The organism is Burkholderia sp. Ac-20379 (genome assembly GCF_017104645.1).
In the GTDB taxonomy this organism is placed as follows: domain Bacteria; phylum Pseudomonadota; class Gammaproteobacteria; order Burkholderiales; family Burkholderiaceae; genus Burkholderia.
This window is the reverse complement of sequence record NZ_JAAGPF010000113.1, coordinates 1-21,936: the sequence shown is the minus strand read 5'-3', so window position 1 is coordinate 21,936 and position 21,936 is coordinate 1. Positions and strand designations below refer to the sequence as shown.

Genomic DNA, 21,936 nt, shown 5'->3' with positions numbered 1-21,936 from the left:
GGGGGGGGGGGGGGGGGGGGGGGGGGGGGGGGGGGGGGGGGGGGGGGGGGGGGGGGGGGGGGGGGGGGGGGGGGGGGGGGGCGGGGGGGGGGGGGGGGGGGGGCGGGGGGGCGGGGGGGGGGGGCGGGGGGGCGGGGGGGCGCCCGTCGTGGCCCGCCGCCGCGGGGGGGGCCGCCGGCCGGGGCGGCGCTGGGCGGGAACGTGTCGCGGTCGAATTCGTACGAGGACGATTACCGGCGCGGGCGATATCGCCACGGGCATCGTCCGCGCGGGCATCGGCATTGGGATTGAGGGGGAGGCTGGACAGCCGAGCTTGCGTCGGGATTCCGTGACGGCGTGTTGTGCGCGGACGTCCGGCAGGAAAGCAAAAGGGCATCGACCGTGCTGGTCGATGCCCTTTTGCTTGTTATGTTGCGGGATTCGCTGTCGTGAAAACGGGTGAATCCCGCCGGCAGGCGAGGGACGACGCACCGCGCATCGCTCGCCGCGCTCGTGCTTCCGAGCGTGGCGCGGCAGGAATGCTTACAGCGGATCGCGGAATTGCGGCGGAATCGCGACGGTTGACACGCCCTGGTCGCCCGCGATCACGAGCGTGGCGCCGATCGGATCGATTTCGACGGTGGGACGCGGACACGAATAGATCGATGAGCAACTGCCCACGATCGTGCTGTTGATGGGAATCGAGCCGAGCATGACCAGCGCTGTCGTCCCGTTCACGAGCTTCGTGGTGTCGAATACATTGAATTGCGGGATTCGCGTTGAACTCAACGGCGAATTGGGATTGATGCCATAGCTGAGCACGTAAAGGCGCGTGCCGCGCGGCGAAAAGGCATCGGCGGATGGCGGAGCATAGTCGGGTAGCGTCGGAACGGGCGTGCCGATCAAGGTCATCGCGGGCAGCGCATACAGGTTGTTGCCGACGGAGATCATCGAGCCGTCCGGGCTCAGGGTGGCGTATGAAAAATCGATCAGGTTGGCCGGCTGGGTGAAGTCATCGCTGGCCGTTGCGTAGAGATAGCTCGGCTGCGCGGGCGAGATGCCCTGCTGCGAAATGGCCATCCGGCTGCCGTCGGCGCTGGCAACCAGATTGCCGTAGTACAGCGGCATGGGATAGCTGCTCGATCCGGTCCCGTACCTGAGCCCCTGAGCCGTCGCGAATGTCGACGTTGCCACGTCGAAGTAGCGGAGGTTGGCCCATTGCGATCCCGTAAACCAGATCCGGTTATTCGACGTGATCGGCAGACCGTGACCGCCGTACGAGCTGCCCGCCAGATCTCCGTAGTACGGCAGCGAGCCCGTGGAGACATAGCTTGCCTTGATCGTCAGCGCATCCGGATCGATCGCCAGCAGGGTTTGCGACCCGGAGGCGACATACAGAATCTTGCGGTCCAGCGCAAACGCCATCCGGCCGATCCCGGTGATGGGCAGCGCCGTGACGATCCACTGCGAACCGTTCCATTGATAACGGTCCAGACCGTTGGTGGTCTGATTCGGCACGAAGATCGCCTGCCGCAGCGAATCGATGGCGATGTTGCTCTTGAGCCCCGCCCGCGCAATCAGCGGGTTGGACGGCAAGGCGCCGACCGCGCCGAAATTCAGGCCGGGCGATTGCGCCAGCGGGTTCGCCACCGTCAGCGTGTGGCTGCCGCCCGTCAGTGCCGGCAGCGCGACGAGGGCGGTCGTGTCCGACGTGGCGGTCACATTGACTGCGGACTGGCCGTCGACCATCAGTCCGGCATTGCCGGCGAGCCGGCTCAGATGCCTGCCGTTGAGACGCACGGTGGTCGCGATGCCGGTTGCGACGGCGTAGGGCGCCATGCTCTGGATCTCCGGCATCTGCTTGGTGACGGTCACCTTGATCGATCGGTCGGCATACGGAGGGGCGCTGATGCGGACGTTTGCCACGGTGGAGGCGTCGTTGGCCAGCGCGCCGAAGGCCGTCATGTCGACGGCGTAGCTCACCATGTCCGGGCCGCTGCCGCTCGTGCGCGACAGCTTCAGCCACGGCTGATCGGCGCGCAGCGTCCAGTCGGCCATCGCGTCGCGGTCGAAGGCGATGGGCAGCGTACCGCTCGTCGTCGTGGGGGTATCGGCCTGCAACTGCACCGCCGCGTCGGTCGGGGTAAGGATGCCGCTGCCCTGCGTCAGCGCCAGCGGAATCGTCAGCGGCGCACTGCCCGCCACCGCCACCGTCACCCGCGCCTGATAGCTGCCCAGCGCGAGGCTCTGGCTGGCGGCGGACAGCACCAGCGTGCTGTCGTCGACACGCTTGACCGACAACCACGGCGTGTCGGTCGACGTCACGCTTGCCTCGAGCAGGTGGTTGGTGTCGGGTGGCGTGATGGTCAGCTTCCGGTCTTCGATCGCCGTGCCCGGCAGCCCGGCCAGCGCCAGGTTGCCCGGCGTGATGCTGAAGGCGCTGACCGAATAGGGCATCGCCTGCGACCACAACACGGTGGCGCACGCCGGATCCGAGCACAGCAGGAAGGTGACCGTACCGCTCGTCTGGCCGGCGGCCGTCGGCGCGACGGGCACGAGCGTGGCGCTCGCCGTGCGGGCGCTCGGCAGCGAGACGCCGCTGACTTCGACGACACCGGCGCGATCCAGCCGCGCCTGGGCATAGTGGGCGCCGCTGCCGAGATTGCCTGTCAGGCTGAAATTGACCGTTTGCGGATAGATCGTGCCACCGACGACGCCGGCAAAATCGACGCGTGCCTTGTCCGCGGAAACCGAGATCCCGCCGCCGCCCGCATTCCCGTCGTCACCGCCGCCACAGGAAGCCAGGGCCGTCACGCACAGCAGCACGGCCAGGTATCGCAAATACGGTTTTTTCATCAATCCCCCGATTGTGTTTTTCGATATGGCAAAGGCGCGAGCAGGCGAATCGCTCGTGTCTTTGTTTAGTGATCCTTTTTGTTTTCGCCGACGCGGAACCGGAAAATTGTGTCGATCGATCGGGTGGACATGGTTCGCGCCTTCGTTCGACGGCGTGACACATGATTGACATGAAGGCGTTTCGGATTTCTCGTCGGCATATGAGGTGACGACGGTACGTAACGCTTGACGGCAGCGACCCCGGCGCATTCCGGTCGATTGCCCGAAATGCCATGACTTGCTTTTGTATTTGATCGACGCCCGGAACCAATTGGCGAAATTGTTACGAAATATATCCGCAAACAAATGCCTTGGCAAACGCTTTCCGTAAGCTTACTTTGGCGAGCGATTCGTCAATCGAGAGCGTCGCGCGTTACTCCGATTCGCGCGGCGTTTCGTCGGTGCGGGCGGTGTCGGCGTCGATTTCGGCTTGCCGTTCGGGCGTGACCCGGAATCGTTCGAGGTGCTGGAGATGCAGGGACATCACGGTGGCCATGCAGTAGACGGCGTGCGGCACGGAACGCAGCGTCAGCAGCCAGTTTTCCGTGTCGCAGCGGTAGAACCAGTGCCCGGCCTCGCCGTCCCAGAGCGACGCGTCCGTGCGCGTCAGCAAGCCGGCCTTGCAATCCTTGAGCTTGCCCGGCACGTCGAAGACGACGCCGTAATGCGCGTAGTCGGTGAAGGCGAGGGTGGGGTCGTCGAACAGCGCGTGGAGGCGCGCCTTCAGGGCGGGGACGTCGGAGATGGGGGCGTTCAATTCGATCGGCCTCGAGCGTGGGGCTTCGGTTCGCTGTCGCGATTCCGCGGACGGCGCCGGTGCGATTTTACCGCGCCGGGATGAGGTGGACACCGGTGTGAGGTTGGCGAACGCTTTGACAATCGAGCTTGCAACCGAACTGGAAATCGCGCCCATTTCGCCTCCCGCAGCCTCTCGCTCCCGTGCTACCATCTTCCATGGATACCGATAACCATCAGGCGCTTCAAGCCTGACGGATGTCGAAGGAGACAGCCGCGCCACGCACCGCCGCCCGCCGCAACCAGGCAGGGCGGCCGCCCGCAAGCCGCGGCTCCGAGCGATCAGAACGAGGACGACAGACATGCCCCAGCCCCCCCGCCGCCTGCGCAGCCAGGAATGGTTCGACGACCCTTCCCACGCCGACATGACCGCGCTCTATGTCGAGCGCTTCATGAACTACGGCCTCACGCGCGAGGAGATCCAGTCGGGCCGCCCGATCATCGGCATTGCGCAGACGGGCAGCGATCTCGCGCCCTGCAACCGCCATCACATCGCGCTGGCCGAGCGCACCAAGGCCGGCATCCGCGACGCGGGCGGCATCCCGATGGAATTCCCCGTGCATCCGCTGGCCGAGCAGAGCCGCCGGCCCACGGCCGCGCTCGACCGCAATCTGGCCTATCTCGGCCTCGTCGAAGTGCTGCACGGCTTTCCGCTCGACGGCGTGGTGCTGACCACCGGCTGCGACAAGACCACGCCGGCCTGCCTGATGGCGGCCGCCACCGTCGACATGCCGGCCATCGTGTTGTCGGGCGGCCCGATGCTGGACGGCTGGCATCAGGGCAAGCGCGTCGGCTCGGGCACGGTGATCTGGCACGCGCGCAACCTGCTGGCGACGGGCGAGATCGATTACGAAGGTTTCATGGAACTGACCACGGCCTCGTCGCCGTCGATCGGCCACTGCAACACGATGGGCACGGCGCTGTCGATGAACAGCATCGCCGAGGCGCTCGGCATGTCGCTGCCGGGATGCGCGAGCATTCCGGCGGCCTATCGCGAGCGCGGCCAGATGGCCTATGCCACCGGCAAGCGGATCGTCGACCTGGTGCGCGAGGACGTGCGCCCGTCGCAGATCATGACGAAGGCGGCGTTCGAGAACGCGATCGTGGTGGCGTCGGCGCTCGGCGCGTCGAGCAACTGCCCGCCGCACCTGATCGCGATCGCACGCCATGTGGGCGTGGAACTGTCGCTCGACGACTGGCAGCGCGTGGGCGAGGGCGTGCCGCTGATCGTCAACTGCATGCCGGCCGGCGATTACCTGGGCGAGAGCTTCCACCGCGCGGGCGGCGTGCCGGCGGTGTTCCACGAGCTGTCGAAGGCGGGCCTCGTGCATCGCGAGTGCGGCACGGTGTCGGGCGGCACGATCGGCGAGATCGCGGATCGTTCGGCCACCTCGGATCGCGACGTGATTCGCAGTACCGAAGAACCGCTCAAGCACGGCGCGGGCTTCATCGTGCTGTCGGGCAATTTCTTCGACAGCGCGATCATGAAGATGTCGGTGGTGGGCGAGGCGTTCCGCCAGACCTACCTGAGCGAGCCCGGTTCGGAGAACGCGTTCGAGGCGCGCGCGATCGTGTTCGACGGCCCCGAGGATTACCACGCGCGCATCAATGATCCGGCGCTCGAGATCGATCAGCATTGCATCCTGGTGATTCGCGGCGCGGGCACGGTCGGCTATCCGGGCAGCGCGGAAGTGGTGAACATGGCGCCGCCGGTGTCGCTGGTGCGCGAGGGCATCACCTCGCTGCCGACGATGGGCGACGGCCGGCAGAGCGGCACCTCGGCGAGCCCGTCGATCCTCAACATGTCGCCGGAAGCGGCGGTGGGCGGCGGGCTGGCGTTGTTGCGCACGGGCGACCGGATTCGTGTCGATCTCAACTCGCGCAAGGTCGATGTGCTGGTGGACGATGCGGAGCTGGCGCGCCGCCGCGACACGGCGGAGTTCAAGATTCCGCCCGCGCAGACGCCGTGGCAGGAGCTGTATCGCCAGACGGTCGGCCAGCTGTCGACGGGCGGCTGCCTGGAGCCGGCCACGCTGTATCTGAAGGTGATCGAGACGCGCGGCAACCCGCGTCATTCGCACTGACACTGTGCGGCGCGTTCGCAGCCTGTGCGCAAGCCCGGGTTGCGGCGCGCGATCCCGTTCGTTCGCGGCGCCGGCCTACTTGAACTGGCCGGCCAGCCGCTGCTCCGCGTGCTGCATGTGCAGCCCCATCGCGAGGCTGATGCGGCGCACGTCGCGCTCGTTGAGCGCGGCGTAGATTTCCTCGTGCTCGTCCATCGATTCCGCCCACCACTGCGCGCTGAAGAAGTGCTGTTCGAGCGTCATGTAGAGCGGCGTGGTGCGATGGATCCAGAGCTGGTCGAGCAGCACCACGTAGGCGCTGTTGCCCGACGCCTCGGCCAGGCTCAGATGAAACTGCCGGTCGTATTCGTTCAGTTGCGGATCGCCGACCTTGCTGCCGCGCAGCTTGCCGAGCCAGCCGAGCACGGTTTCGATCTGCGCATCGGAGGCATGGCGCACCGCCTGCACGGCGATTTCCGGTTCGAGATAGGCGCGCGCGCGGATCACGTCGAACGGCGACACCGCGTGCATGCGCGGCGCGGCCGACGTCGTTGCCGGCGCGTTCGCCACTGTGTTCGCCGATGCCGCCGCCTGCGCGTTCGCCGCTGCCGCGCCGCGCTGCCTGACGAAGATCCCCGAGCCGCTGCGCACTTCCACCGAGCCCTCGATTTCCAGCGCGATCAGCGCCTCGCGCAACGACGAGCGGCTCACGCCGAGCCGCGCGCTCAGGTCGCGTTCGGCCGGCAGCCGTTCGCCGACGATGAATTCGCCGGCGTCGATCAGCTCGGTGATCTGCGCGGCGATCTGGCTGTAGAGCCGTTTCGTTTCGATCGGTTGGAAGGGCATGAGTGGCGGTGGCGGTGTGAGCGGCCCGCGAGCGGACCGGCGCGGGGCGCACAGTATAGGGCAACGCCCGGCGGCGGCCGCGTGCTTGCGAGGCCGCCGCCGGGCGCGGGCGTGCGATGCTGGCGGGTGCTTACAGCTTGAACGGCACGACCGTCTGCTGCTGCTCGCCGAGGCCTTCGATGCCGAGCTTCATGACGTCGCCGGCCTTCAGGAAGCGCGGCGGCTTCATGCCGAGGCCGACGCCGGGCGGCGTGCCGGTGGTGATCACGTCGCCGGGCAGCAGCGTCATGAACTGGCTCAGGTGGCTGACCAGCTCGGCCGCGTCGAAGATCATCGTGCTGGTGTTGCCGTTCTGCACGCGTTCGCCGTTCACTTCGAGCCACATCGCGAGCTTCTGCACGTTCGGCACTTCGTCGCGCGTCACGAGCCACGGGCCGATCGGGCCGAACGTGTCGCAGCCCTTGCCCTTGTCCCACTGCGAGCCGCGTTCGAGTTGGAATTCGCGCTCGCTGACGTCGTTGATCGTCACGTAGCCGGCCACGTACTCGAGCGCCTGATCGCGCTCGACGTAACGCGCCGTGCGGCCGATCACGATGCCGAGCTCGACTTCCCAATCGGTTTTTTCCGAGCCGCGCGGCAGCATCACGGGATCGTTCGGCCCCTGGATGCACGAGGTGGCCTTGGTGAACACGATCGGTTCCTTCGGCACGGGCATGTTCGATTCGGCGGCGTGATCCGAGTAGTTCAGGCCGATCGCCAGGAATTTGCCGATGTTGGCGACCGGGCAGCCGTAGCGCGGCGCGCCGTCGACGACCGGCAGCGAGGCGATGTCGAGCGCGCGCAGCTTGGCGAGCGACGCCTCGTCGAGCGTGGCGGGCGTGATGTCGGCGATCACGCCGCTCAGGTCGCGCAGCTTGCCGTCTTGATCGACGAGGGCCGGCTTTTCGCTGCCGGGCTGGCCATAACGGGCGAGTTTCATGGGTGAGGGCTCCTGATGAATCGGGTCGGGGTTGAGCGTTGAATCGAGCAGGCGACGGGCGGATCAGATCGTCATGCCGCCGTCGACCGAATAGGTCTGGCCGGTGACGAATGCGGCGTCGTCGCTGGCGAGGAACGTGACGATCGGCGCGATTTCCTCGGCGCGCGCGATGCGGCCCATCGGCTGGCGCGCGACGAACGCGGCGCGCGCGGCCACCGGGTCATCGTATGCGTTGATGCGCTGCTGCAGCGAGGGCGTGTCGACCGTGCCCGGCGAGATCGCGTTGCAGCGCACGCCCTTCAGTACGTAATCGGCGGCGACGGCCTTGGTCAGGCCGATCACGGCCGCCTTCGACGCGCCGTACACGAAGCGGTTCGGCAGCCCGCGGATGCTGCTCGCGACGCTGGCCATGTTGACGATGCTGCCGCCGCCGTTCTCGAGCATCGACGGCAGCGCGGCGCGGATCGTCCAGAACATCGAGCGGACGTTGAGATCGAAGGCGAAATTCCAGTCGTCGTCGCTGGCTTCGAGGATCGTGCCGTTGTGGACGAAGCCGGCGCAGTTGAACAGCACGTCGGTGCGCGGCAGCCCGGCGAAGAACGCGTCGATCGCGGCGCGGTTCATCACGTCGAGCGGCGCGGTGCGCACGTTGGCGACGCCTTCGAACGCGCGCAGCAGCTCCGGCTTCACGTCGGTGGCCCAGACCTGCGCGCCTTCGCGGGCCAGTTCGAGCACCGCCGCCTGCCCGATGCCTGCACCCGCCGCCGTGACGACGGCTACCTTGCCTTTCAGTCTCATCGTGTCTCCTGTTCGTGTCCGGTTGCGGCCCGGCGAAAATTGGCCAGACCAGTGGGCCAGACGCCATCCTAACGGCGAATGGCGGACGTGGCGAGGGGTGGGTGGGGCGGGTTTTCCCTTTGGAAGGCCTGTGTGGTATCGATGTAATTGATTTTATTGATATTTATTTTTCTGGAAAAAGCACAGAGAAGACTAGCGCAGCGAAAAATACGTCCGGATCACTGATAAAAATATATTTTTATGGTCAGTCCAAAAGGAAGACACCGCCACAACGGCAAACGGCCGGGAGCGGCAGGCCGAAGCCCGCCGTTCCCGGCCGTTTCAACTTACCGCGCCTTCCGTTCAGATATGCAAAAACGCCGCGATCGACACGCCCACGCCGGCCAGCCCCGCCAGCCCGACCACCACGAACAGCCGGCGGCTGCCCGTCAGCGAGGTGATGGCCGCCAGCGAGATCGCCGCGCTGATCAGCGCCAGCGCCTGCCCGAACAGATGCTGCGGATGCTCCTTCGATTCCGACTGCTTGTTGGCCTCCTCGACCTGCCGCTCGAGATCCTTGGCCTTTTCGGCGATGTCCTTCTTGCGCGCGTTGTACTTGTCGATCTGCTCGCGGAAGCGCGCCTGCTTCTCGGGGCCGGCCAGCTCGGCGGCCACTTCCATCATATGGCCCTTGTTCGACTGGGCCTGATAGAGGTTCCACTGATCGCTGGCCTTGCTCTGCAGCAGCACGGCATTGTTCTTGTACATCAGCGCCTGGGTTTGCAGGACGCCTTCCTCGTAATGGAGCAGGCTGGCCAGCGCGGCGAGAATCGCCGTGAAGACCGCCACCCAGCGAGAAAGCGGATCGCCCGAATGGGCGGCGTGTTCGACGGCGTGATCGTGGGGAGCGTGTTCGTGCGACATGGTGAGTCCGATGCTTCTGTCAGCGATGAAAGCGCCGCGCAAGGCGCGGGCGGTATGTGGGGCCGGCCATTATGGCAGGGTCGGACGGCGTGCCGCGTTTGGGCGCGCGCGCCGAGCCGGTGCGAATTCGACCGCAAGCATCGGCAGGTGGGCGGCGCGGCTTCCCGTTACACTGGCACGCATCGCTCAGGATAAGCAGGGACAGGAGAAACAGGATGTCGCAAGTGTGTAAACGCATCCCGTCGCCGGTGGGCGAGCTCACGCTCGTGGCGCGCGACGGCAAGCTGATCGCGATCCTCTGGGACAACGACCGGCCCACGCGCGTGAAGGTCGGTGCGCTGCGCGACGACGATGCGCATCCGGTGCTGGTCGAAACGGCCCGCCAGCTCGGCGAATATTTCGCGGGCGAGCGCACGGCGTTCGATCTCGACATCGCATTCCACGGCACGGAATTCCAGAAGCGCGTGTGGAACGCGCTGCTGACGATCCCGTTCGGCGAGACGCGCAGCTATCGCGACATCGCCGTGCAGGTCGGCAACCATCGCGCCACGCGCGCGGTGGGCGCGGCGAACGGGCGCAATCCGCTGTCGATCGTCGCGCCGTGCCATCGCGTGATCGGCACCTCGGGCGACCTGACCGGCTTCGCGGGCGGCAAGGATCGCAAGGCCGCGCTGCTGGCGCTCGAATCGAGCGCGCGTCAGCCGGTGCTGTTCTGAGCCGGCCGCGACGCTGCGCCATTGTGCTGCCACCGGCTACACTACGCGGCGCGCTCGCGCCGCGGCCCGGTGATTCCGCCTGATCGACCGTCCTGCCGCCGCCCGCGCGCCCAACCATAACGAAGACGAGAGAGGGCACGGATGCAGGACAATTCACGGCCGGCGCGAGCGCCGGCCCGGCTCGCGCGGCACCGCTTCACGGCGGTCGTCGTCGCGATGCTCGCGGCGACGGCAGCGGCCGTCGTCACCCACGCCGCCGCGCCGCTGCCGGCGCCGGTTCATACCGATTCCCGCACGCTCTGCACGCTGGTGGCCGACGCCGCCACCGGCGCGATGCTGGCCGAGCAGGGCGAGGCATGCCAGGCGCGCGTCACGCCCGCCTCGACGTTCAAGATCGCCTTGAGCCTGATGGGGTTCGACGCCGGCGTGCTGAAGAACGCGCACGCGCCGCTGCTGCCGTTTCGCGCCGGCTATCCGGCCTGGGGCGGCGCGCAATGGCAGAAGCCGACCGATCCCGAGCGCTGGATCCGCTATTCGGTGTTCTGGTATTCGCAACGGATCACCGAGGCGCTCGGCCAGGCGCGCTTCGCGCACTACACGCAGCGGCTCGGCTTCGGCAACGCCGACGTGACGCTCGGCCCCGGCGAATTCAGCGGCCTGCGCGGCGCATGGAACGCCGGCACGCTGCGGATCTCGCCCGTCGAGCAGATCGCCTTCCTGCGCGGCATCGTCAATCGCACGCTGCCCGTCAGCGCGCATGCGTTCGACATGACCGAGCGCATCACGCGCATCGACGCGCAGCCGGGCGGCTGGGTCGTCCACGGCAAGACCGGCACGAGTTCGCCGGGCGACGACGGCAAGTTCGACCGCGCGCATGCCTATGGCTGGTTCGTCGGCTGGGCGACGCTCGGCACGCGCAAGGTGGTGTTCGCGCGGCTGATTCAGGACGACGCGGCGCACGACACGCCGGCCGGGTTCCGCGCGCGCGACGCGATGCTGGCGGCGCTGCCGGATTTGGCGGCTGCACCGCAGCCGCAGCCGCAGCCCGCGTCGGCGGCGGTGCGGCCGTAAATCCCGCACGATGCGCGGCCGGAGCGCCGTGCATCGCGCTTCCTCCGGCTCGGGCGCTTACGCGCCGTTGCCGTTCTTCGCGTACAGCACCGGCGCGTTCACATACCACTTCGGATACTGCGATTTCAGCGCGGCCACCTTCGGCAGATCGTTGACGACGATGTACGGATAGTCGGGATGGTTGACGAGGAAATCCTGGTGATAGCTCTCGGCTGCATAGAACGCCTTGCCCATCTCGATCTTCGTGACGATCGGCGACGAGAACGCGTGCGCGCTCGTCAACTGCGCGATGTAGGCGGTGGCGATCGCCTGCTGCTGCGCGTCGGCCGGGAAGATCGCCGAGCGGTATTGCGTGCCGGTGTCGGGGCCCTGGCGGTTCAGCTCGGTCGGATCGTGCGCGACCGAGAAGAAGATCTGCAGCAGCCGGCCGTAGCTGACCTGCGCGGGGTCGTAGACGATCTTCACCGATTCCGCATGGCCGGTATCACCCTCGCTGACCGTTTCGTACTGCGCGGTGGACGCCGCGCCGCCCGCATAACCGGCCGCCACCTGCTTGACGCCGGCCACGTGCTCGAACACGCCCTGCACGCCCCAGAAGCAGCCGCCCGAGAACACGGCGGTTTCGGTGTGCCCGGCGGCGGGTTTCTCGTCGAGCGTGGGCGCGGGCAGCGGCTTGACGTTCTCGGCCAGCGCGGCCGGCTGCCAGCCGAACGCGGCGGCGGCCACCGCGCCCACCGCGGCAACGCTGCCGGCGACGCGGACGATCAGACGGAGCCGCGAGCGGGGCGCGGCGGCGGAGCGGGTCGGTTTCATGGTGCGGACTCCTTGCAATATCGAATGACGAACGGGGTGGGTCGGATGCGCGGGCGGTGCGGCGCTCAACCGAACGTGAAGGCGAACGCCTGCACGCCCGGATCGAGGAACTCGATCTGGAACGTGTGATCGGCGATCGGGCCGGTCTGGCGGATCAACTGGTACAGGCGCTGGCCCTTGACCACGCCGACGCCGTCGGCATTCACGTCGGCGCCGTGCGAGGCGCCCGGCGCGGTGCCGTCGACGGTCACGCGGAAGCGCACCGGCGCGCCGTTCTTGCCCGGGCCGAGCACCAGGTGCAGGTCGCGGGCGTGGAAGCGGTAGACGATCCGGCCGCCCGGCTTGGCGAGCGTGGCCTGCTCGTTGCCCACCGTCCAGGCGCCGGCCAGGCCCCAGTCGTCGAGGCCGGGCTGGGCGGGCGGCGCGTAGTCGTGCTCGCGGTCGTGCAACTGGCCGCCGGGCGACACGAAGTTGTCGGCGCGGGCGTAGCCCACGTAGGTTTCCGGCGAGCGCATGTCGGCGCTGTCCGCGGCGGCCTGCGCGCCGCTGGCCGCCGGGCCTTCGATGCCGAGCGGCACCTGCGCCGCGTCGGGATGGCCCGCCTCGACCAGCAGTTGCTGGATCGCGCGTTCGGATTCTGCGTAGTCGCCCTCGCCGAAGTGGTGGTAGCGCACGCGGCCTTGCGCGTCGATGAAGTAGTGCGCCGGCCAGTATTCGTTGTTGAACGCGCGCCAGATCGAATAGCCGTTGTCGATCGCGACCGGGTAGGTCACGCCGAGGTCGTGCGTGGCCTTCTTGACGTTGTCGATGTCGCGCTCGAAGGCGAACTCCGGCGCGTGCACGCCGATCACCACCAGTCCGTCGTTCTTGTACTTGCGCGCCCAGGCCTTGACGTACGGCAGCGTGCGCAGGCAGTTGATGCACGAGTAGGTCCAGAAATCGACCAGCACGACCTTGCCGCGCAGCGACGCGTTGGTCAGCGGCGGCGAGTTGAGCCACTGGGTCGCGCCGGCCAGCGACGGCGCCTCGCCCTCCACCGGCAGCGCCGGCGCGGAGACGCGCAGCATCGCGGCGTCGTGGCGCGCGGCGCTCGTGGCGGCCGACATCATCGCGTTGGGGTTGGCGGCGCGCATCGCGTCGCCGGAAGCCATCATCGACGGGCCGCCCGCATCGGCGGGCGCCTGGCCCGGCGTCTTGCGCGGCGCGAAGCGATCCACCAGCGACTGTTCGAGGCCGCCGGTGGCGACCGTCGACACCTGCGTCAGCACGCCCGTATCGAGGCCGAGCGCGATCGCGCCCACGCCGCCGAGCATCGCCACGCCGAGCCCGCGGCGGATCCATTCGCCCGCGCCGAGCGAGCGCTTCATCGCCGCGAACAGCTGGCCGCCGATCAGCAGCGCGGCCGCCAGCGAGGTGGCCGCGCCGGCCGCATAGGCGACCAGCAGCAGCGTGGTGCCCACGCTCGCGCCGCGCAATGCCGCGCCGGTCAGCACCAGGCCGAGGATCGGGCCGGCGCACGGCGCCCACAGCAGGCCGGTGGCCACGCCGAGCAGCAGCGACGCGCCGATGCTGCCGCGCCCGTCGTTGGCGGTGGAGGCCACGCCGGTCAGCCGGTTGCCGAGCGCCACCAGCGGGCGGGTCAGGTGATCGGACAGGCGCGGGAACAGCAGCGTCAGGCCGAACACGCCGACCAGCGCGATCGCGAGCCAGCGGCCCGCCTGGTTGGCTTGGGCGATCCAGCCGCCGCCCACGGCGGCCAGCGTCGCGACGGCCGCGAACGTCACGGCCATGCCGGCCAGCAGCGGCAGGCCATTGCGCACGAACGGCTGGTCGGCGCGGGCGAACACGAACGGCAGCACCGGCAGGATGCAGGGGCTCAGGATCGTGAGCACGCCGCCGAGATAGGCGAGGATGACGAGCAACATGATGGGATGTCCTTCGTGGAGGGGCGGCGTTCAGGCCGCGGCGGGGCGGAACGTCATCGCCGTGCCGTTCATGCAGTAGCGCAGCCCGGTGGGCTTCGGGCCGTCGTCGAACACGTGGCCGAGGTGGCCCGCGCAGCGGCGGCAGTGCACTTCGGTGCGGACCATGCCGAACGAGGTGTCGGTGTCGGTCACCACGGCGTGCTCGAGCGGCGCCCAGAAGCTCGGCCAGCCGGTGTGGCTGTCGAACTTGGTGGCCGACGAGAACACCGGCAGCGCGCAGCCCGCGCACGAGAACGTGCCGGAGCGGTGCTCGTCGTTGAGCGGGTTGCTGTACGGGCGTTCCGTCCCCGCTTCGCGCAGCACGGCATACTGGGCGGGCGTGAGGCGCTTGCGCCATTCGGCGTCGGACAGCGTCAGCTCGGCCGGCGCGGCGGGTTTGGGTGGTTGTTGCGCGAATACGCCGTTGCGCGTGATGGCGGCCACGGCGCCGGCGATCGCGGCGCCGGTCAGCAGGAAACGTCGGCGGCTGGTCATGTTGGACTCCTGTCGGACGGGGGATGACATGCCGCCTATCGTAATGACGGGACGTTCGCGAAGTCCTCACGGAAAGTTAAAGTTTTCGTGATAATTCGGCGGCCGGAATGTTCACGAAACCGTGACGACTCGGCCGCGCCGATGCGCGAGAATCGTCGTGCCGGCGGTGCGGCGGCCCGTGGCGCCTCGTGCGCCGCGCCGGCCGCGCCGCCCCCTTGTTCGTGCCGCATCCGCCGTGCCCGCCCGGCGCGGCCTGTCCGATTTCTATGCCATGGATCCACAGAAACGCATCCTGATCGTCGAAGACGATGCCGACATCGCCAACGTGCTCGCGCTGCACCTGCGCGACGAGCGCTACGAGGTGGTGCACTGCGCCAACGGCGACGACGGCCTGCGCCGGCTCGAACAGGGCCATTGGGACGCGCTGGTGCTCGACCTGATGCTGCCCGGCGTCGACGGCCTCGAAATCTGCCGCCGCGCCCGCGCGATGGAGCGCTACACGCCGATCATCATCATCAGCGCGCGCTCGAGCGAGGTGCACCGCATCCTCGGCCTCGAACTGGGCGCGGACGACTACCTCGCCAAGCCGTTCTCGATGCTCGAGCTGGTGGCGCGCGTGAAGGCGCTGCTGCGCCGCGTCGAGGCGCTGTCGCGCGATGCGCGGCCCGACGCCGGGCGCGTGGACGTGGGCGGCCTGACGCTCGACCCGCTCACGCGCGAGGCCGCCGTGGACGGCGCCGCGATCGACCTGACCCCGCGCGAATTCGACCTGCTGTATCACTTCGCGCGCCACCCCGGCAAGGCGTTCTCGCGCACCGATCTGCTGAACGCCGTGTGGGGCTATCAGCACGAGGGCTACGAGCACACCGTCAACACCCACATCAACCGGCTGCGCGCCAAGATCGAGGCGGACCCGGCCCAGCCGGCGCGGATCCTCACGGTGTGGGGGCGCGGCTACAAGCTGGTCGCGCCGGGCGTGGCGGCCGGCGCCGACGGCAAGGACGCCTGATGCGCCGCCTGACCCTCACGCAGCGGCTCGCCGTGGTGTTTTCGGCGCTGCTGCTGGCCTGCTGCGGCGCGTCCGCCTGGATCCAGATCCGCGCCAGCGACATGCACGAGAAGGAAGTCGTGCAGCGGCTCTCGCGCGATCTCGCCGGGCACATCGCGCTGAGCGCCTCGCTGATGGACGACAACGGCCTGCGGCCCGACGCCGTGCGCAAGCTGTTCGGCCAGCTGATGGGCGTCAATCCGAGCGTCGAGGTGTATCTGCTCGACAACGCCGGCCGGATTCGCGGCGACGACGCGCCGCCCGGCCGCGTCAAGCGCGATCGCGTGAGCCTCGCGCCCATCAAACGCTTCCTCGACGACCAGCCGCTGCCGATCCTCGGCGACGATCCGCGCAGCCTCGACGCGCGCAAGGTGTTCAGCGCCGCGCCGCTGCAGATGCCGGGGCATCCGCCGTCCGGCTATATCTACGTGGTGCTGCTCGGCGAGGCGCACGACGAGCTGGCGGCGCGCGTCGCGGCCAGCTCGGTGCTGCGCACCACGCTGTGGTCGATCGCGCTGGTGGCGCTGCTCGGGCTGCTGGCCGGGCTGACCGCGTTCGGGCTGATCACGCGGCCGCTGCGCCGCTTCACCGACGCGATCCGCCGCTTCGACGCCAACGGCGAGCCCGACGCGCAGCCGTCGCTGCCGCATTCGTCGTCGGCCGGCGCGCGCGACGAGATCGCCGTGCTCGAAACCGCGTTCGCGCAGATGTCCGGCCGGATCGGCGAGCAATGGCGCGAACTGAAAGCGCAGGACCAGCAGCGCCGCGAGCTGATCGCGAACCTGTCGCACGACCTGCGCACGCCGTTGACGTCGCTGCACGGCTATCTGGAAACGCTGGTCATGAAGGGCGCGACGCTCGATGCGGCCGACCGCGACCGTTACCTGTCGATTGCGCTGGCGCAGAGCGGCAAGGTCGGGCATCTGGCGCGTGCGCTGTTCGAGCTGGCGCGGCTCGAATCGGGGCTGGTGCAGCCGGCGCTCGAGGACGGCTCGCTGGCCGATCTGGTGCAGGACGTGTTCGCCAAGTTCGAACTGGGCGCGAAGGCGCGCGACGTGACGCTCGACGCGCGGATCGAGCCGCGCCTGCCGAACGTGCACGCCGATTTCGGCATGATCGAGCGCGTGCTGACCAACCTGCTCGACAACGCGCTGCGGCACACGCCGGAGGGCGGGCACATCGCCGTCGAGCTGGCCGCGCGCGACGGCGCGGTGTCCGTCACGGTGCGCGACACCGGCCCCGGCGTGCCGCCGGGCCTGCGCGACTCGCTGTTCCGGCGGCCGGTGGGATCGTGGGAAGTGGCCTCGGGCGATTCGCATCGCGGCGGGCTCGGGCTGCTGCTGGTGCAGCGCATGCTGCAACTGCACGGCAGCGAGGCGCGGCTCGTGGACGAGCCGCGCGGCGGGGCGGTGTTCGAGTTCGCGTTGCGGGCGGCGGGGAAGTGAGGCGGGTCAGCGCAGCGCTCAGAGCAGCGCTTTGAACGCAGCGGGAATCATGGGCGCGATCTGCTGCAGGCGCTGGGCCTGACGCGTCACGAAGCCGGCGATGTCCTGCACGAGCCGGCGCTCTTCGTCGATATAGGTGGCGGAACCGGCCAGTTCCGCCGCCGCTTTGATCGCGCTGCCGGCCATGCGCCGCAGGTCGCGCGACAGATAGCTCGCGGGGATGCCGGCGCGCTGCGCGAAATCGGCCAGCGCAAACGCCGTCACGTCATCGATGCGAAACGCATCGCCGTAACCCATCGCCATGTCCTGTTCGATGTTCGCGCCATAGACGTTGACCGATACCAGATCGTAGAACGGCGCGGGCGCCAGCCCCGAGCCGCGCATGAAGAACGATAGATTCTTGCCGTGCGCATCGCTGTTGCCGATCAGCAGATGCAGCATCGCCCACCGGACGAGCAGGGCGCGCGCGTGGGCCGGGTCCGCGAATTGCGGCGCCAGCGAGAACAGTTTTGCGAAGCTCACGCCTTCGCGGATCGTGCCGACGCTCTCGTTGTTGCCGAAATTGCGCTCGTACTTGTAGGACACGGGGGCGTCGAGCGCCTGGCAGGCATCGATGACATGCAGACGGCGCACGGTGCGTGCGAGGCCGGTGCCGGGATCGCGTATCACGCTGCGGTCGAAGCGCTCGACGAGCAGCAGCGGCTCCGGAATCCGCCACAGCGAGACGGGCGCCACGGGCAGGCCCATGCGCGCGGCGAGCGTCATGCAGAAGTGTTCGTTCGCCACCATGTGCGGCGTCGACGCGTTGCGCGACTCCGGCTTGAGAAGGTGCGTGGAACTGAGCGCGCCGTCGGCGAGCGCGATGCGGTCGCCCTCGACCAGCACTTGCAGCTTGTCCTGATAACCGGCGACCGAGAGCCGAACCTTGCGGTCCCAAACCGGAAACGGGATGGTGTCGCGATCGCGGATGCGCTCGCTCAGTTCGGCATGCGGAATCGCGCGCCGCACGGCGTCATGGTTCGAAACGGGCGCGGCGCGATCGTCGGCAACGGGCAGGAAACCGAGGCCGCCCACCGGCTCCTTGCCGAGCACTTGAACCAGCCCGAACACGTTGTCTTTCGAAATCTGGTTGACGACCGACGCCACGTCGAGCGCGCGGCCTTCCGGCAGAAGATTGGACAGGAAGCGCTGCACGACGCCCGATGGCGGGGCGTCGGTGCCGAGCGGAATGTGCGGGGAGAGCGGGAACGCATCGGTGCGCGCCAGCCATGCGTCGTCGTACCGGAACAGGAAACGCTCCTCGTGCGACTCGAACTGGAGCCGGCCGACCGTGCCGGCATCCGTGACGACGACGAGCTGGCGGATCATGCGTGCCCGCTTGCCGCGGAGGGGCCGGCATCGCCATGCTGCAGGGCGCGGATCACGTTCGGCGCTTCCGCTTTCGGCACCGCGAACAGATTCAGGCCAAGGCCGTCGAGCACGCGGAACATGCGGTCCGAGCCGACCGGAATGCCGTTTTCCATGCGCGACAGCATGGCGGTGGAGACGCCCAGCAGGGCGGCGGCATCGTCGATGCGCATCGATTGCTCGCGGCGGCGATTGCGCACGACGTTGCCGAGCGCGATCAGATCGGCCGCGAGCGGGCTGGTGACGACAGGTTTGGGAAGGTGACGAGCCATAATTCACCATATATGAAAATAATGAGATCTCGATTGCGTGAGATCAGAAAATTTCTCGAATATGGAAATTATAGGTCAAGCTTTGGCGAGATATTTGAAGTTTCCATATTTGAGAAATATGGAAACGTCGCCTGGTTTGCCGCACCGAGCCCGTGTTACCCCCGCAACGCCGCCAGCGAGGCCTTCTGCCGCCCCTGCGCATCGAAATTCTCGGGCGCGAGCCACGCCGCGAACGCCTGCTTCAGGCGCGGCCATTCCGTATCGATGATCGAGTACCACGCCGTATCGCGCGCACGCCCCTTGTAGACCACCGCCTGCCGGAAAATCCCCTCGAACGAGAAACCGAGCCGCTCGGCCGCGCGCCGCGACGGCGCGTTCAGGCTGTCGCACTTCCACTCGTAGCGGCGGTAGTTGAGCTGGTCGAACGCGTAGGCCATCAGCAGGTACTGCGCCTCGGTCGACAGCGGGGTTTGCTTGAGCTTCGGCGAGAACGTCACGCTGCCCACCTCGATCGCGCCGTGCACCGGATCCTGGCGCATCAGCGCGAGCGTGCCGACCGCGCGGCCGCTGGCGCGGTCGATCACGGCGTAGTGGCGCGGGTCGGTGCTGCGTTCGGCGGTTTCGGCGTAGCGGCGGAATGCGTCGGCCGAGGCGAACGGGCCGACGAACAGGTAGGTCCAGTCGCGGCCGTCGTCGGCGGACAGGTAGGCGGCGGCGAGATCGTCGGCGTGGCGCGCCGCGTCGAGCGGCTCCAGGCGGCAGTAGCGGCCTTCGAGCGTGACGGCGGCGGGCAGCGGGCGGGTGGTCCAGCCGTCGACGGCAGCGCCGATCGGTTGGCCGTATTCGTTGGTGCGGACGGACATCGTTTCTCCGGGCGGTCAGGGACAGAATCCGCTCACTGTAGAGACGCGCTGGCTCTTTGAAAAGATCCAGCCACGCCCAAAACGATGGTGCCACGCGCGTATGCCGCGCGTCCCGACACGACGCGGTGCACGCGGCCCGGCCGGCGGCGCTCGGGCCGCTTCAGGCCGCTCAGGCCGGCTTGGCGCTTTCCTCGAGGATCTGGCGGATCGCGCCTTCGAACGCCTCGACCGGCTGGCCACCCGTCACCAGATAGCGCTCGTTGAAGATGATCGACGGCACCGACGTGATGCCGATCGACTGCGATTCGCGCTCGGCCGCGCGCACCTCGTCGGCGTAGTCGCCGCCGGCCAGCACGGCGCGGGCGCGCTCGGCGTCGAGCCCGGCTTCGCGCGCGGCGGCCACCAGCACCTCGGGATCGTTGGTGGCCTTGCCTTCGCCGTGATACGCGCGCAGCAGCGCGAGCTTCAGCGCCAGTTGCCGGCCTTCGAGCGCGGCCCAGTGCAGCAGGCGGTGCGCGTCGAACGTGTTGTAGACGTATTCGCGCTTGCCGAACGTGAAGCCCACCGCCGCGCCGCGCTCGCGCAGCATCTCCTGCGATTCGGCGATCTGCTCGGGCGTGCGGCCGTATTTCTTGCCGAGATAGCCGACGATCGATTCGCCTTCCGGCTTCATGTCGGGGTTCAGTTCGAACGGATGCATGCGGATCTGCACCTTGGCGTCGTCGCCGATGCGCTCGAGCGCGAGCAGCAGCGAGGACAGGCCGACGGCGCACCACGGGCAGGCGACGTCGGAGACGAAATCGATGGTCAGGGCGTGTTGGGACATGGCGGGCGATCCTGCGTCAATGCGTGAGGCCCGACAGGGTAGCGCGAATCGGCCGGCGCCGCTGGCGGCGGCGCGGCCGCGCGATCGCTCACTATCTGGGCCGCGCGCGCGCCGTTTTGCGTTTGTGCGCCGGAGCGTGTATCAGAGCGGAACGGCCGCGCCGCCGCGCGGCGCGTTCCCTTTCCGATCCGAGATTTCACCTTATCCGATGACCGATCCGAACGCCCTGAATGCCTCGAACGACCCGATCCGATCCGCCGGCGCGCCGGCCGCGACGCTGCGGGTGGACAGCCGCCACGTGCTCGGCGAATGCGCCACCTGGTGCGGGCTGACCCACGCGTTCTACTGGACCGATATCGAAGGCGCGCGCCTGTGGCGTCACCGCCCCGGCGCGGCACAGGAAACCGAAAGCTGGGCGATGCCCGAGCGGCTCGGCTGCTTCGCGCTGAGCGACGATCCCGACGTGCTGGTGGTGGGCCTGGCCACGCATCTGGCGCTGTTCGACCTGCGCGACGGCCGCTTCGAACGGCTCGTCGAGGTCGAGCCGGGCGAGCGCTCGCGCATCAACGACGGCCGCTGCGACCGCGCCGGCAACCTCGTGTTCGGCATGAAGGACGAGCACGATCCGCTGGAGGCGTCCACCGGCTTCTATCGCCTGAACGCCGACCGCTCGCTCGAACGGCTCGCGCTGCCGCCCGCGGCGATCGCCAACAGCATCGCGTTCTCGCCGGACGGCACGCGCATGTACTTCTGCGATACGCCCACGCGCCAGATCATGGTGTGCGACTACCGCGCCGACGGCCCGGTGTCGAACGTGCGGCCGTTCGTGGCGTTGACCGACGCGACGGGCGGCCCGGACGGCTCGACCGTCGACGCGGCCGGCGGCCTGTGGAACGCGCAATGGGGCGGCGCGCGCGTGGTGCGCTACGACGAGCACGGCGTGGAGACCGATCGGATCGTGGTGCCGACGGCGCAGCCGAGCTGCCCGTCGCTGGGGCCGGCGCCGCAGCGCGCGGGCGATGCGCCCGAGGCGGGCGACGGCTGGAACACGCTGTACATCACGAGCGCGCGCGAGGGGCTCGACGCGGCCGCGCTGCGCGACGATCCCCATGCGGGCGGCGTGTTCGTGGCGGCCACCGGCTATCGCGGTCTGCCGGAAGCGCGGTTTCCGCTGGGCGGCACGCGCTGAGCGGGGCTGGGCGGCTATGTCGTCCGGCCCGTCAGTTCGACCCAGCGCGCGCGCAGCAGCGGCAACGCGATGTCGTTCCAGAACGGCGGATGGACGCGCCCGCTCGACATCCCGCCATGCGCGAATTCGGCGATGAAGATGCGTTCGTTGGACGAAAGGGGCTGCCCGGTCCAGTGCTCGTACAGCGCGGCGATCCGCGCATCGAGTGCGGCCAGCGAATCCGGCAGCGGTTCGCCGCGCACCGCATCGCGCATCGCGGGCCAGAAGTAATCGTCGCCGCGCAAGCCGCCCCAGGGGGCCGGGTCGGCGAACAGGGCGGAGAAATCGGCCGTCATGGCGCGGCGCCCAGATCGTCGCGCGTATCGACGTCGCGCAGCACGCCCGGATCGGTCACCTCGACGCGCGCCACCTCGTGCGCCACCAGCAGCGCACGCGCCCCGGCATCGCCGTCGAGCGCGGCCAGCGCGTCGCGTGGCACGCCCGCGAAGCGGACTGGAAGCGAGTGGGGTAGGGAAAGAGTTGTGGGTGAGGGTTGTGGTGTGGCTGGCGTCGCTGACTGCAAAAAAGAA

General features: G+C 68.7%; 20 protein-coding genes and 2 pseudogenes. 7 read left to right on the top strand and 15 right to left on the bottom strand.

Features of this window, described 5'->3' with window-relative positions:
* Positions 1 to 93: 93 nt before the first annotated feature.
* Positions 94 to 291, top strand: a pseudogene (locus G3N92_RS34980) (hypothetical protein); the annotation flags it as partial.
* A gap of 231 nt (positions 292 to 522) precedes the next feature.
* Here the strand turns inward: G3N92_RS34980 and G3N92_RS16380 are convergent.
* The gene (locus tag G3N92_RS16380) at positions 523 to 2,835 is read right to left on the bottom strand and encodes a hypothetical protein (protein ID WP_206128582.1); all 2,313 of its coding nucleotides are present in this window, start codon (positions 2,833 to 2,835) and stop codon (positions 523 to 525) included.
* Between the two features lie 412 nt (positions 2,836 to 3,247).
* Positions 3,248 to 3,787 (bottom strand): hypothetical protein, encoded by a 540-nt coding sequence (locus tag G3N92_RS16375; RefSeq protein ID WP_206128581.1) that lies wholly within the window; start codon positions 3,785 to 3,787, stop codon positions 3,248 to 3,250.
* A gap of 184 nt (positions 3,788 to 3,971) precedes the next feature.
* Here G3N92_RS16375 and G3N92_RS16370 point away from each other — a divergent pair, with 184 nt between their 5' ends.
* Entirely contained in the window at positions 3,972 to 5,753 is a 1,782-nt protein-coding gene (locus G3N92_RS16370; RefSeq protein ID WP_206128580.1) for an IlvD/Edd family dehydratase, read from the top strand.
* 75 nt (positions 5,754 to 5,828) lie between these two features.
* On the opposite strand, the gene G3N92_RS16365 is transcribed toward G3N92_RS16370, so the two are convergent.
* The 4 genes from G3N92_RS16365 to G3N92_RS16350 form a co-directional block, all read right to left on the bottom strand.
* Positions 5,829 to 6,578, bottom strand: coding sequence for a FadR/GntR family transcriptional regulator (locus G3N92_RS16365; protein ID WP_206128579.1), 750 nt, complete (start codon positions 6,576 to 6,578; stop codon positions 5,829 to 5,831).
* 130 nt (positions 6,579 to 6,708) lie between these two features.
* Entirely contained in the window at positions 6,709 to 7,557 is an 849-nt protein-coding gene (locus G3N92_RS16360) for a fumarylacetoacetate hydrolase family protein (protein WP_206128578.1), read from the bottom strand.
* A gap of 63 nt (positions 7,558 to 7,620) precedes the next feature.
* Positions 7,621 to 8,355, bottom strand: coding sequence for an SDR family oxidoreductase (locus tag G3N92_RS16355; RefSeq protein WP_206128577.1), 735 nt, complete (start codon positions 8,353 to 8,355; stop codon positions 7,621 to 7,623).
* A 342-nt stretch (positions 8,356 to 8,697) separates the two neighbouring features.
* Positions 8,698 to 9,258 (bottom strand): DUF4337 domain-containing protein, encoded by a 561-nt coding sequence (locus tag G3N92_RS16350; protein WP_206128576.1) that lies wholly within the window; start codon positions 9,256 to 9,258, stop codon positions 8,698 to 8,700.
* A 215-nt stretch (positions 9,259 to 9,473) separates the two neighbouring features.
* Between G3N92_RS16350 and G3N92_RS16345 the strand changes: the two genes are divergently transcribed.
* On the top strand, positions 9,474 to 9,974 hold the full coding sequence (locus G3N92_RS16345; protein ID WP_206128575.1) for a methylated-DNA--[protein]-cysteine S-methyltransferase: 501 nt from the start codon (positions 9,474 to 9,476) through the stop codon (positions 9,972 to 9,974).
* A 141-nt stretch (positions 9,975 to 10,115) separates the two neighbouring features.
* Complete coding sequence (gene blaOXA, locus G3N92_RS16340; protein WP_241014825.1) at positions 10,116 to 11,045, top strand: class D beta-lactamase; 930 nt, start codon at positions 10,116 to 10,118, stop codon at positions 11,043 to 11,045.
* A 57-nt stretch (positions 11,046 to 11,102) separates the two neighbouring features.
* On the opposite strand, the gene msrA is transcribed toward blaOXA, so the two are convergent.
* The 3 genes from msrA to msrB form a co-directional block, all read right to left on the bottom strand.
* Complete coding sequence (gene msrA, locus G3N92_RS16335) at positions 11,103 to 11,858, bottom strand: peptide-methionine (S)-S-oxide reductase MsrA (protein WP_206128574.1); 756 nt, start codon at positions 11,856 to 11,858, stop codon at positions 11,103 to 11,105.
* A 65-nt stretch (positions 11,859 to 11,923) separates the two neighbouring features.
* The gene (locus tag G3N92_RS16330) at positions 11,924 to 13,783 is read right to left on the bottom strand and encodes a cytochrome c biogenesis protein DipZ (RefSeq protein WP_206128573.1); all 1,860 of its coding nucleotides are present in this window, start codon (positions 13,781 to 13,783) and stop codon (positions 11,924 to 11,926) included.
* 30 nt (positions 13,784 to 13,813) lie between these two features.
* Complete coding sequence (gene msrB / locus G3N92_RS16325) at positions 13,814 to 14,317, bottom strand: peptide-methionine (R)-S-oxide reductase MsrB (protein WP_206128572.1); 504 nt, start codon at positions 14,315 to 14,317, stop codon at positions 13,814 to 13,816.
* Positions 14,318 to 14,588: 271 nt separating this feature from the next.
* Between msrB and G3N92_RS16320 the strand changes: the two genes are divergently transcribed.
* Together G3N92_RS16320 and G3N92_RS16315 are read left to right on the top strand one after the other, a co-directional pair.
* Complete coding sequence (locus G3N92_RS16320) at positions 14,589 to 15,326, top strand: response regulator transcription factor (protein WP_206128571.1); 738 nt, start codon at positions 14,589 to 14,591, stop codon at positions 15,324 to 15,326.
* Positions 15,326 to 16,810 (top strand): HAMP domain-containing sensor histidine kinase, encoded by a 1,485-nt coding sequence (locus G3N92_RS16315; RefSeq protein ID WP_206128570.1) that lies wholly within the window; start codon positions 15,326 to 15,328, stop codon positions 16,808 to 16,810. The genes G3N92_RS16320 and G3N92_RS16315 overlap by 1 nt, the downstream gene beginning before the upstream one ends.
* A gap of 18 nt (positions 16,811 to 16,828) precedes the next feature.
* On the opposite strand, the gene G3N92_RS16310 is transcribed toward G3N92_RS16315, so the two are convergent.
* The 4 genes from G3N92_RS16310 to G3N92_RS16295 form a co-directional block, all read right to left on the bottom strand.
* Entirely contained in the window at positions 16,829 to 18,178 is a 1,350-nt protein-coding gene (locus G3N92_RS16310) for a HipA domain-containing protein (protein ID WP_206128569.1), read from the bottom strand.
* The gene (locus G3N92_RS16305) at positions 18,175 to 18,489 is read right to left on the bottom strand and encodes a helix-turn-helix transcriptional regulator (protein ID WP_206128568.1); all 315 of its coding nucleotides are present in this window, start codon (positions 18,487 to 18,489) and stop codon (positions 18,175 to 18,177) included. The genes G3N92_RS16310 and G3N92_RS16305 overlap by 4 nt, the downstream gene beginning before the upstream one ends.
* 155 nt (positions 18,490 to 18,644) lie before the next feature.
* Entirely contained in the window at positions 18,645 to 19,352 is a 708-nt protein-coding gene (locus G3N92_RS16300) for a GNAT family protein (protein ID WP_206128567.1), read from the bottom strand.
* Between the two features lie 169 nt (positions 19,353 to 19,521).
* A complete protein-coding gene (locus G3N92_RS16295; RefSeq protein WP_206128566.1) occupies positions 19,522 to 20,178 on the bottom strand; it encodes a DsbA family oxidoreductase in 657 nt (218 codons plus the stop codon).
* Between the two features lie 208 nt (positions 20,179 to 20,386).
* Here G3N92_RS16295 and G3N92_RS16290 point away from each other — a divergent pair, with 208 nt between their 5' ends.
* Positions 20,387 to 21,367, top strand: coding sequence for an SMP-30/gluconolactonase/LRE family protein (locus G3N92_RS16290; protein WP_206128565.1), 981 nt, complete (start codon positions 20,387 to 20,389; stop codon positions 21,365 to 21,367).
* 14 nt (positions 21,368 to 21,381) lie between these two features.
* Here G3N92_RS16290 and G3N92_RS16285 read toward each other — a convergent pair whose 3' ends face one another.
* The gene (locus G3N92_RS16285; RefSeq protein WP_206128564.1) at positions 21,382 to 21,702 is read right to left on the bottom strand and encodes a MobA protein; all 321 of its coding nucleotides are present in this window, start codon (positions 21,700 to 21,702) and stop codon (positions 21,382 to 21,384) included.
* A pseudogene (locus G3N92_RS16280) lies at positions 21,699 to 21,836 on the bottom strand (molybdopterin-guanine dinucleotide biosynthesis protein MobA); the annotation flags it as partial. The gene G3N92_RS16285 and the pseudogene G3N92_RS16280, both read right to left, overlap by 4 nt.
* Positions 21,837 to 21,936: the final 100 nt, after the last annotated feature.

Bases quoted from the DNA above. Each gene is read 5' to 3' on its own strand.
- G3N92_RS16380 (WP_206128582.1), bottom strand. From the start codon at position 2,835: ATGAAAAAACCGTATTTGCGATACCTGGCCGTGCTGCTGTGCGTGACG.
- G3N92_RS16375 (WP_206128581.1), bottom strand. From the start codon at position 3,787: ATGGGCGCGATTTCCAGTTCGGTTGCAAGCTCGATTGTCAAAGCGTTC.
- G3N92_RS16370 (WP_206128580.1), top strand. From the start codon at position 3,972: ATGCCCCAGCCCCCCCGCCGCCTGCGCAGCCAGGAATGGTTCGACGAC.
- G3N92_RS16365 (WP_206128579.1), bottom strand. From the start codon at position 6,578: ATGCCCTTCCAACCGATCGAAACGAAACGGCTCTACAGCCAGATCGCC.
- G3N92_RS16360 (WP_206128578.1), bottom strand. From the start codon at position 7,557: ATGAAACTCGCCCGTTATGGCCAGCCCGGCAGCGAAAAGCCGGCCCTC.
- G3N92_RS16355 (WP_206128577.1), bottom strand. From the start codon at position 8,355: ATGAGACTGAAAGGCAAGGTAGCCGTCGTCACGGCGGCGGGTGCAGGC.
- G3N92_RS16350 (WP_206128576.1), bottom strand. From the start codon at position 9,258: ATGTCGCACGAACACGCTCCCCACGATCACGCCGTCGAACACGCCGCC.
- G3N92_RS16345 (WP_206128575.1), top strand. From the start codon at position 9,474: ATGTCGCAAGTGTGTAAACGCATCCCGTCGCCGGTGGGCGAGCTCACG.
- blaOXA (WP_241014825.1), top strand. From the start codon at position 10,116: ATGCAGGACAATTCACGGCCGGCGCGAGCGCCGGCCCGGCTCGCGCGG.
- msrA (WP_206128574.1), bottom strand. From the start codon at position 11,858: ATGAAACCGACCCGCTCCGCCGCCGCGCCCCGCTCGCGGCTCCGTCTG.
- G3N92_RS16330 (WP_206128573.1), bottom strand. From the start codon at position 13,783: ATGTTGCTCGTCATCCTCGCCTATCTCGGCGGCGTGCTCACGATCCTG.
- msrB (WP_206128572.1), bottom strand. From the start codon at position 14,317: ATGACCAGCCGCCGACGTTTCCTGCTGACCGGCGCCGCGATCGCCGGC.
- G3N92_RS16320 (WP_206128571.1), top strand. From the start codon at position 14,589: ATGGATCCACAGAAACGCATCCTGATCGTCGAAGACGATGCCGACATC.
- G3N92_RS16315 (WP_206128570.1), top strand. From the start codon at position 15,326: ATGCGCCGCCTGACCCTCACGCAGCGGCTCGCCGTGGTGTTTTCGGCG.
- G3N92_RS16310 (WP_206128569.1), bottom strand. From the start codon at position 18,178: ATGATCCGCCAGCTCGTCGTCGTCACGGATGCCGGCACGGTCGGCCGG.
- G3N92_RS16305 (WP_206128568.1), bottom strand. From the start codon at position 18,489: ATGGCTCGTCACCTTCCCAAACCTGTCGTCACCAGCCCGCTCGCGGCC.
- G3N92_RS16300 (WP_206128567.1), bottom strand. From the start codon at position 19,352: ATGTCCGTCCGCACCAACGAATACGGCCAACCGATCGGCGCTGCCGTC.
- G3N92_RS16295 (WP_206128566.1), bottom strand. From the start codon at position 20,178: ATGTCCCAACACGCCCTGACCATCGATTTCGTCTCCGACGTCGCCTGC.
- G3N92_RS16290 (WP_206128565.1), top strand. From the start codon at position 20,387: ATGACCGATCCGAACGCCCTGAATGCCTCGAACGACCCGATCCGATCC.
- G3N92_RS16285 (WP_206128564.1), bottom strand. From the start codon at position 21,702: ATGACGGCCGATTTCTCCGCCCTGTTCGCCGACCCGGCCCCCTGGGGC.